The 11,203-nt window shown below is 74.2% G+C and carries 2 protein-coding genes; both read left to right on the forward strand.

Going from position 1 to position 11,203, the window contains the following annotated elements; translation table 11 throughout:
• On the forward strand, positions 1–1,823 hold a 1,823-nt coding region (locus ACWC5O_RS44455), incomplete at its 5' end, for an SDR family NAD(P)-dependent oxidoreductase (RefSeq protein ID WP_450781283.1).
• A 63-nt stretch (positions 1,824–1,886) separates the two neighbouring features.
• The coding region (locus ACWC5O_RS44460) for a type I polyketide synthase (RefSeq protein ID WP_450781285.1) at positions 1,887–11,203 on the forward strand (9,317 nt) is incomplete at its 3' end.

Raw genomic sequence — 11,203 nt, forward strand, 5'->3', positions numbered from 1 at the left:
TCGAGAAGAACTTCCTCGCGGTGACCGGTGGTCGTGGTGTGGATGTCGTGCTGGACTCGCTGGCGGGTGAGTTCGTGGATGCGTCGTTGCGGTTGCTGCCGCGTGGTGGCCGGTTCCTGGAGATGGGCAAGACCGACGTCCGGGATGCGGGGAGGGTGGCCGCCGACCATCCGGGGGTGATGTATCGGGCGTTCGATCTGTGGGATGCCGGTCCGGAGCGGATCGGTCAGATGCTGGCCGAGCTGGTCGCTCTGTTCGAGGCGGGGGTGCTCAAGCCCCTGCCCGTCACGTGCTGGGATGTGCGCAGGGCTCCGGAGGCGTTCCGGTATCTGTCGCAGGCCCGGCATGTGGGCAAGGTCGTTCTCACTGTCCCGCCACCGATGAATCCTGACGGGACGGTGCTGGTGACCGGTGGTACGGGTGGTCTGGGCGCGCTGGTGGCCCGGCATCTGGTGACCGAGCACGGGATCAGGCATCTTCTGCTGGCCAGCCGCCGAGGTCTCGATGCGCCCGGCGCGCGTGAACTCGTCGCGGAGCTCGTCGGCTTGGGTGCGGAGGTCGAGGTCGCGGCGGTGGACGTCGCCGACCGGGACCAGCTCGCCGCCGTGCTGGCCACCGTCCCCGTCGAGCATCCGCTGACCGCCGTGGTCCACACCGCGGGCGTCGTCGACGACGGCGTACTCGCGTCCCTGACTCCCGAGCGGCTGGCGAAGGTTCTGCGGCCTAAGGCCGACGCGGTGGCGCATTTGCACGAGCTGACCCGTGACGCGGACCTGTCCGCGTTCGTGGTCTTCTCCTCCGTGGCCGGCACGTTCGGTAGTGCGGGGCAGGCCAACTACGCGGCCGCCAACGCCTTCCTCGACGGTTTCGCGGCCTTGCGCCGGGCCGCCGGACTGCCCGCGGTGTCCCTCGCATGGGGAGCCTGGGCGCCCGGCGCCGGTATGACCGCCGAGCTGACCGAGGCGGACCTGCGACGCATGGCGCGCGGCGGAATGCGGCCGCTCACCGCTGAGCAGGGGCTCGAACTCCTCGACTCCGCCGGGCTCGTGGCCGACGCGGCCCCCGCGCACCGGGCGCTGCTGCTGCCGGTCAACCTGGACTTCCAGGCGCTTCGGGCGCACGCCGAGGCCGTACCGCCGCTGCTGCGGGGTCTGGTGCGGGCGCCGGCGCGACGGGCGGCGGAGACGGCGGCCGGGGCCGGCGCGGAGCAGCAGGACCTCGGTGCCCGGCTGGTGGCGCTCGCACCGGCCGACCGGGAGCAGTACCTCGTCGACCTGGTCTGCGCCCAGGCGGCGGCGACCCTCGGCCACGCCTCCGCGGACGAGATCGAACCGGACCAGGCGTTCAAGGAGCTGGGCTTCGACTCGCTCACGGCCGTCGAACTGCGCAACCGGCTCAACGCCGCCACCAGGCTGCGGCTTCCGGCCACGCTGGTGTTCGACCATCCGACGCCGACGGCGCTGGCGGGTCATCTGCTTCAGGAGATCACCCTGCCGGAGGCGTCCGGCACGGGTGCGGGCCAAGGCCCGGGCGCGACCGGGACGGCGGCTCCGCTCCTGGTCGAACTGGACCGGCTGGAGGCCGCGCTCGGTGCAGCCACGGTCGGCGGGGACGACCACGCGACGATCACTTCCCGGCTGCAGTGGCTGACGGCGAAGTGGCAGGACATGGCGACGAAGGGCAGCGGTGCCGGACACGACAACGGCACCGGCTCCGTGGATTCCGGAGCGGCACTCGCCGACGTCGACGACGGGGAACTCGACTCCGTCGAGACGGCGGACGAACTGTTCGACCTGATCGACAAAGAACTCGGGATGTCGTGATCAGCCGCGGGAAACCGTTGGCATCGGCTCAGGGATGTGGCGTTGGTGGCTGAAGACGACAAGATGGACGACAAGTACGTCGAGTACCTCAAGCGGTTGACCGCCGAGCTGCGGCAGACGCGCCGTCAGCTGCGCGAGGTGGAGACGCGCGACCGGGAACCGATCGCGATCGTGGCGATGAGCTGCCGCTATCCGGGCGGTGTGGACAGCCCGGAGGAGCTGTGGCGGCTCGTCGACGAGGGCGGGGACGCCATCTCCGGGTTCCCCGCCGACCGCGGCTGGGACGTCGAGGCGGGCTACGACCCCGACCCCGACAACCCCGGCACCTTCTACGCGCTCGGCGGCGGCTTCCTGCACGAGGCGTCGCGCTTCGACGCGGACTTCTTCGGGATCTCGCCGCGTGAGGCCCTCGCGATGGACCCGCAGCAGCGGCTGCTGCTGGAGATCTCCTGGGAGGCGTTCGAGCGGGCCGGGGTCGACCCCGGCACAGTGCGCGGCAGCAGCACCGGCGTCTTCGTCGGCGCCGCGACCTCCGGTTACGGCGCCGGTGTGAGCGAGTTCCCCGAGGGTGTGCAGGGTTTGCTGCTGGCGGGCAACGCGACCTCGGTCGCCTCCGGCCGCATCGCCTACACACTCGGCCTGGAAGGGCCCACCGTCACCGTCGACACGGCCTGCTCCTCCTCGCTGGTCGCCCTGCACTGGGCGTGCCAGGCGCTGCGCCGCGGCGAGTGCGACATGGCGCTCGCGGGCGGTGTGGCGGTGATGGCCACCCCGGCGATGTTCTACGAGTTCAGCCGGCAGCGAGGGCTGGCCGCCGACGGCCGGTGCAAGGCGTTCTCCGACGACGCCGACGGCACCGGCTGGGCCGAGGGTGCCGGCATGCTGCTGGTGGAGCGGCTGTCCGACGCCCGCCGTCTGGGCCACCCGGTGCTGGCCGTGGTCCGCGGCACGGCGATCAACTCCGACGGCGCCTCGAACGGCCTGACCGCCCCCAACGGCCCCTCGCAGCAGCGGGTCATCCGCGCCGCCCTCGCCAACGCGGGCCTGACTCACGCCGATGTGGACGCCGTCGACGCGCACGGCACCGGCACCTCGCTCGGCGACCCCATCGAGGCGCAGGCACTGCTCGCCACCTACGGCCAGGAGCGCGAACAGCCGCTGTGGCTGGGCTCGTTGAAGTCGAACATCGGGCACACCCAGTCGGCCGCCGGTGTCGGCAGCATCATCAAGATGGTGGAGGCGATGCGGCACGGGGTGCTGCCGCGCACGCTGCACGTCTCCGAGCCGTCCCGGCACGTCGACTGGTCGGCGGGGGCGGTACGGCTGCTCACCGAGCCGGTGGACTGGCCCGAGGCGGGCCGCCCGCGCCGCGCCGGTGTGTCCTCGTTCGGTATCAGCGGCACCAATGCGCACGCCGTCATCGAGCAGGCTCCGGCATCCGAACCCGCCGAACCGGCCGGACCCGCCGACGCGCCGGCCGGGTCGGCCGCCGGTCCTCGGACGCTCCCCGTCGTGCCGTGGCCGGTGTCCGCGCGCAGCGAGGAGGCGCTGCGGGCACAGGCCGCCCGGCTGCTGGCCCGGCTGCGGCAGGAGACCGAGCCGCCCCGTCCGCTGGACGTCGGTCACGCGCTCGCCACCACCCGGGCCGCCCTGGAGCACCGGGCGATCGTCCTCGCCCCGGACCACGAGACCGCAGTACGGGAACTGGCCGCGCTCGCCGAGGGAGTCCCGGGCGCCGCGACGGTGCGCGGACGTAGCGCGCGCGGCGCCACGGCCTTCCTGTTCGCCGGTCAGGGTTCCCAACGACCGGCCATGGGACGGGAGTTGTACGAGACGTACCCCGCCTTCGCCGAGGCCTTCGACGCGGTGGACGCCGAACTGCCGTTCAGCCTGCGGGAGATCGTCTTCGGCGACGACGCGGAGCGGCTGGACCGCACCGAATACGCGCAGCCGGCCCTCTTCGCCCTCGAAGTCGCCCTCTTCCGCCTGCTGGAGGCATGGGGCGTCACCCCTAAGTTCCTGCTGGGCCACTCCGTCGGCGAGCTGGCAGCCGCCCATGTCGCCGGTGTGTGGTCCCTCGCGGACGCCTGCCGGCTGGTGGTGGCGCGCGGCCGGCTGATGCAGGCGCTCCCCGAGGGCGGCGCCATGGCCGCGCTCCAGGCGACCGAGGACGAGGTGCTGCCCCTGCTGAACGACCGGGTCGGCATCGCCGCCGTCAACGGCCCCCGCGCGGTGGTGATCTCCGGTGCCGCCGACGCCGTGGAGGAGACGGCCGCGCACTTCCGCGCCCAGGACCGCAAGGTGACGGCCCTGAGGGTCAGTCACGCCTTCCACTCGCCGCTGATGGAGCCCATGCTCCAGGAATTCCGCGCGGTCGCCGGGAGCGTCACCTACCACCCGCCCCGGCTGACGATCGTCTCCGACGTCACCGGTGACGTCGCCCGCCCCGCCGACCTGTGCTCGCCCGACTACTGGGTCCGGCACGTCCGCGAGCCCGTCCGGTTCGCCGACGGGATACGGCTGCTGGACAAGCGCCGGGTCGCCCGCTTCGTCGAACTGGGACCCGACGGCACCCTCACCGCCCTGGCCCAGGGCTGCCTGGACGGCGACGGGCCGCCGGCCGTGCCCACCCTGCGCAAGGACCGGCCCGAGCCCGCCGCCCTGATGGCCGCGGTCGCCGGCGCCTTCGCCCACGGCACGCCCGTCGACTGGCCCGCCGTCTTCGCGGGCACCGGCGCGCGCGCCGTGGAGCTGCCGACGTACGCATTCCGCCGCGAACGGTACTGGCTGGAACCGACCCCGCCCGGCACGGCGCCGACCGCTGAAGCAGGCGGCGGGGACGCGGGCTTCTGGACAGCCGTCGAGGACGAGGACATCGCCGCCCTCGCCGACACCCTGGACGTCGACGAGGGGCTCGTCCGCCCCCTCGTACCCGCCCTGTCGTCCTGGTGGCGCGGACGGCGCGAGCTCGGCCGGGTGGACCGGCTGCGCTACCGCGTCGGCTGGCAGCCCGTCGACCCGGCCGCCGACACCCCGCTCACCGGCCGATGGCTCGTCGCCGTCCCCTCCGGTGCGGCAGACCACTCCCTGCTCCGTACGGTGACCGACGCGCTCTCCGCGCGCGGCGCCGAACCGGTGCCGTGGGAGTACGCCCCCGACGAGGAGCGCGCCACGCTGGCCGACCGCCTCGCCGGCACCGGCACCCTGGCGGGCGTCCTCGCCCTGCCCGCCGACGAGGACGCCGCCCCCGACGCCGACGCGTCCCCGGCGGACGTCCTGCTCCGCACCGTACGGCTCGTGCAGGCGCTCGGCGACGCCCAGGTGGCCGCCCCGCTGTGGCTGGCCACACGGGGCGCGGTCGCCACCGCACGCTCCGACGCCGCCCCCGACCCGGCGCAGGCAGCGCAGTGGGGCCTGGGCCGGGTGGCCGCACTGGAGCTGTCCGACCGGTGGGGCGGCCTCGTCGACCTGCCGCGGACCGTCGACCGGCGGGCCGCGGGACGGCTCGCCGCGGTGCTGGCCGCGCCCGGCGGCGAGGACCAGATCGCGGTGCGCGCCTCCGGCGTCTTCGTACGACGCCTGCTGCGCGCCGAGGACCCGGCCGCGCCGCAGACCGACGCGGCCGGCTGGCAGCCCCGCGGCACCGTCCTGATCACCGGCGGCACCGGCGCGCTCGGCGCCCGGGTCGCCCGCTGGGCCGCCGAGCAGGGCGCGGAGCACCTCGTGCTGACGGGCCGCCGAGGCCTCGACGCCCCCGGCGCCGCCGAGCTGACGGCAGAACTCACCGCGCTCGGCGCCTGCGTGACCGTCGAGGCGTGCGACGTCGCCGACCGCGCGGCCGTCGAGCGGCTGCTCACCCGCCACCCCGTCGACGCCGTGGTCCACGCGGCGGGCGTCACCGACTCGCTGCCGCTGCCCGACCTCGACGCCGACCGTCTGCGTTCGGTCCTCGCCGCCAAGGCGCACGGCGCCGCCCACCTCGACGCCGTGCTGCGCGCCCAGGGCGACCGGCCGCTGGACGCTTTCGTGCTGTTCTCCTCCATCGCCGGGGTGTGGGGCAGCGGAGGCCAGACCGCCTACGCCGCCGCCAACGCCTTCCTCGACGGCCTGGCCGAACAGCGGCGCGCCCGCGGCGCCACCGCCACCTCCGTCGCCTGGGGACCGTGGGGCCAGGGCGGTATGGCCGCCGAGGACGGGGCCGAGGAGTACCTGCGCCGTCGCGGCCTCGCCGCCCTCGACCCCGGCACCGCGCTGGCCGCGCTGCGCCGCGTCCTGCAGCAGGACGTCACCGGGCAGGTCGTCGCCGATGTCGACTGGTCCCGGTTCGCGCCCGGCTTCACCAGCACCCGCCCCAGCCCCCTGCTCACCGACCTGCCCGAGGCGCGGGACGCGCTGAGCGACGGGCAGGCCCGAGCGGACGACAGCGGGGCGGGCGCGGCACTGCGTGAACGCCTCGCGGGCCGTCCGGCCGCCGAACGCACTCGCGCACTCCTGGAGTTGATCCGCACCCACGCCGCGGCCGTCCTCGGACACGCCGAAGCCGGGCTGCTGGAGACCCGGCGCGCCTTCCGCGACTCGGGCTTCGACTCCCTCACCGCCGTCGAACTGCGCAACCGCCTGACCACGGAGACCGGCCTCGCGCTGCCCGCCACGCTGGTCTTCGACCACCCCACTCCCGTAGACCTCGCCGCCTTCGTGCACGGCCGGCTGTTCGACGAGCCCGAAGGCGGCCCCGCGGCCGGCCACCCGGACATCGCGTCGGGCGCGGGCCGCAGGGACCGCGCGACCGACGACCCGATCGTCATCGTCGGCATGGGCTGCCGACTGCCCGGCGATGTGACGGGCCCCGACGAGCTGTGGGACCTGGTGGCCGGGGCACGGGACGCCGTCACGGAGTTCCCCACCGACCGCGGCTGGGACATCGACGCCCTCTACCACCCCGAGCCCGGCCGCCCCGGCACCAGTTACGCCCGGCACGGCGGGTTCCTCACCGGTGCCGGCGACTTCGACCCGGCGTTCTTCGGTATCTCGCCTCGCGAGGCCGTCGCCATGGACCCGCAGCAGCGGCTGCTCCTGGAGACCTCCTGGGAGGCGCTGGAGCGCGCCGCCATCGCCCCGGGCAGCCTGCGCGGCAGCCGTACCGGTGTGTTCATGGGCTCCAACGGACAGGACTATCCCGCGCTGCTGCTCAGCACGCCCGACGCGGGCGACGGCTACCTCGGCACCGGAAACGCCGCCGCTGTCGTCTCCGGCCGTATCGCCTACGTCCTCGGCCTCGAAGGTCCGACCCTCACCGTCGACACGGCCTGCTCGTCCTCGCTGGTCGCCCTGCATCTCGCGGTGCAGGCGCTGCGGGCGGGCGAGTGCGACCTGGCCCTGGCCGGCGGCGTCACGGTCATGTCGACGCCCGGCGCCTTCCTCGAGTTCAGCCGCCAGCGAGGTCTGGCGGCGGACGGGCGGTGCAAGGCGTTCTCCGACGACGCCGACGGCACCGGCTGGGCCGAGGGCGTGGGTGTCCTCGTCGTGGAGCGGCTCTCCGACGCGCGACGCGAGGGGCATCCGGTGCTCGCCGTCGTGGCCGGTTCCGCCGTCAACCAGGACGGCGCCAGCAACGGTCTGACCGCGCCCAACGGGCCCGCCCAGCAGCGGGTCATCCGCGCCGCGCTGGCCGACGCCGGACTGTCGCCGGCCGATGTGGACGCGGTGGAGGCGCACGGCACCGGTACGACCCTGGGCGACCCGATCGAGGCGCAGGCACTGCTCGCCACCTACGGCCAGGACCGTGAACGGCCGCTGTGGCTGGGCTCGTTGAAGTCCAACATCGGGCACAGTCAGGCCGCCGCCGGTGTCGCCGGAGTCATCAAGATGGTGCTGGCCATGCGGCACGGCGTGCTGCCGCCCACCCTGCACGCCGATGTCCCCAGCACGCACGTCGACTGGTCCGCGGGCGCCGTGGAACTGCTCACCGAGAGCACGGAATGGCCCGGCGCCGACCGGCCGCGCCGCGCGGGAGTCTCCGCGTTCGGTGTCTCCGGCACCAACGCGCACGTGATCGTCGAGCAGCCACGGGACACCGAGCCCACGGCTCTTCCGGAAGCCGACACCGGGACCGGCGGTCCGCTGCTGCCCTGGGTGATCTCGGGCGCCTCCGAGAACGCCCTGCGCCAGCAGGCCGAACGGCTCCTCGCCCACGCCGACGCCCGGCCCGGTCTCACCGCCGCAGACCTGGGCCACTCCCTGGCCGCCACCCGCACGGCGTTCGAACACCGGGCCGTTGTGCTGGGCGCCGACCGCGAGGAACTGCTGTCCGCCCTCGCGTCCCTGGTCATGGCCGAGCCGAGCCCCGCCCTCGTGACCGGCCGCGCGCCGACCGAGGGGCGCACGGCGTTCCTCTTCGCGGGTCAGGGCTCCCAACGCCTCAGCATGGGACGGGAGTTGTACGAGACGTACCCGGTGTTCGCCGATGCCTTCGACGGCGCCTGCGCGCATCTGGACGCGGAACTGCCGCGCCCGCTGCGGGAGGTGGTGTTCGGGGACGACGCCGAGCTGCTGAACCGGACCGAGTTCACCCAGCCCGCCCTCTTCGCCCTGGAAGTCGCCCTCTTCCGGCTGCTGGAGTCGTGGGGCGTGCGCCCGGACGTGCTCGCCGGGCACTCCATCGGTGAGATCGCCGCGGCGCACGTGGCCGGCGTGTGGTCGCTGGCCGACGCCTGCCGACTGGTGGCGGCCCGCGGCCGGTTGATGCAGGCTCTCCCCGCAGGCGGTGCGATGACGGCGCTGCAGGCCACCGAGGACGAGGTCCTGCCTCTGCTCGACGACGAGGTGGGCATCGCCGCCGTCAACGGCCCCCGGGCCGTGGTCGTGGCGGGCACCGCGGAAGCCGTCGAGAAGGTGACGGCACACTTCCGCGCCCAGGAGCGCAAGGTCACGGCCCTGCGGGTGAGCCACGCCTTCCACTCCCCGCTGATGGAGCCGATGCTGGCCGAGTTCCGCACGGTGGCGGAGGGACTGTCGTACGAACGACCGCACCTGCCCGTCGTCTCGACGCTGACCGGCGAGACGGCCACCGCCGAGGAACTGTGCTCCCCGGACCACTGGGTCAGCCATGTGCGCCGGGCGGTCCGCTTCGCCGACGCCGTACGCACTCTGGAGGCGGAGGGCGTCACCCGGTTCCTGGAGCTGGGCCCCGACGGCACCCTCACCGCGCTGGCCCACGCCTCGCTCACCGACGGCGAACCGGTGGCGGCCCCGTCCCTGCGCCCGGACCGTCCGGAGCCGCGAACGCTGCTGACGGCGACCGCTGACCTCTTCGCTCACGGCGCCGAGGTCGACTGGCCCGCGTTCTTCCCCGCAGGACACCCCGTCGAACTGCCCACCTACGCCTTCCAGCACGGCCGTTACTGGCCGCGTCCGACCGGCGCCCACCTGGGCGACCTCCGCTCGGCGGGCCTGTCCGCCGCCGGTCACCCGCTGCTCGGCGCCGCCGTCACCCTCGCGGACAGCGGCACCGCGGTCTTCACCGGACGGCTCTCCGTCCAGCTCCAGCCGTGGCTGGCGGAACACGTCGTCTCCGGCTCCGTCCTGCTGCCCGGCACCGCCTTCCTGGAGCTCGCCCTCCACGCGGCGGACCACGTCGGCTGCGGCCAGGTCGAGGAACTCACCCTGCAGACACCCCTGGTGCTGCCGGACCACGGGGCCGTCCAGCTCCAGGTCACCGTTGGCGCCCCGGACTCCAACGGGCGCCGCGAACTCGGCATCCACTCCAGGCCCACGGGCGGCTCCGACGCGGACGACCCCGATGACGAGCCGTGGACCCGGCACGCGAGCGGAACCCTCCTGCCCGAGGCCGTCGCGCCGGTCACGGAAGCGGGCACGCGGCCGTCCGCGGACGCCGCCGAGGTCCCCATGGACACTCTCTACGAGCGGCTGGCCGACACCGGCCTGTCGTACGGGCCGCTGTTCCGCGGGCTGACCTCCGTCCGGCAGCACGGCGACGACCTCTTCGCCGAGGCGGCTCTCCCCGACGAGTCCGCCCCGGACGCCCGCCGCTACGGCGTCCACCCGGCCCTGCTGGACTCGGTGCTGCACGCCCTCGGCGTGGCCCCGACGACCTCGGACGGCGGCGACGCGTCCGGCCCCGGGCTGCCGTTCTCGTGGGCGGGTGTCACCCTCCACGCGACCGGCGCGTCCCGCCTCCACGCCCGCCTGCGCGTCACCGGCTCCGGCTCGGTCGCCCTCGGCCTCACCGACGCCTCGGGCGCACCCGTCGCCACCGTCGAGTCCCTCACGCTACGCCCGTTGACGGCGCCGCCCACCGGCACGGCGGCGACCGGCCATGCCGAGCTGCTGCACCGAATCGACTGGACGCGACTCCAGCTCGACACGACGACCGACGGCGTGCCGTACGCGACAGCGGCGGACCTGCCCACGTCTCTGCCGACGAGCCGAGTCGAGGCCGGAGCCGCCGCGCTGGTGCGTGTCGAAGCCCCGGCCGGCGACGTGGCCCCGGCGGCTCACACGGCCACGGCGAACGCGCTCGGTCTGGTGCGTGCCTGGCTGGCGGAGGAGCGGTTCGAGGGCGCCCGTCTGGTGTTCGTCACCGAAGGTGCGGTCGCGATCGACGACAGGGCTTCGGATCCGGCGCTGGCGGCGGTGTGGGGTCTGGTGCGGGCGGCCCGGGCGGAGAACCCGGGGCGATTCGCGCTGCTCGACGTGGACGGTACGGAACAGTCCTGGGCCGTGGCCGGCGCCGCGCTCGCCTCCGGCGAGTCGGAGCTCGCCGTCCGTGGAGGCGTCGCCTTCGTTCCGCGGCTGGCCCGTACGACCACCGACTCCGAACTCGCCGTCCCTGCAGAGAAGTCGGGCGGGACCGCGTGGCGCCTCGACATCGTGGAGAAGGGCACGCTGGAGGGGTTGGGCCTGACACCGGCTCCGGAGGCGGAAGCCGAGTTGACCGAAGGGCACGTCCGTGTCGCCGTACGGACGGCCGGTGTCAACTTCCGTGACGTGCTGAATGCGCTGGGCATGTATCCCGGTGACGCGAAGGACTTCGGTCTGGAGGGTGCGGGTGTGGTGACCGAGGTCGGTCCGGGTGTGACGGGACTGGCTGTGGGTGACCGGGTGTTCGGGTTGTTCTCGGGTGCGTTCGGGCCGGTGGTGGTGGCGGATGCGCGGACGGTGGCTCGGGTTCCGGCGGGTTGGTCGTTCGCGCAGGCGGCTTCGGTACCGGTTGTGTTCCTGACGGCGTTCTACGCGCTCACCGATCTGGGTGGTGTGAAGTCTGGTGAGTCGGTGCTGGTGCATGCGGCTGCCGGTGGTGTGGGTATGGCGGCGACGCAGTTGGCGCGGCATTTGGGTGCTGAGGTGTTCGGTACGGCGAG

It is taken from the genome of Streptomyces sp. NPDC001450 (assembly GCF_053597295.1).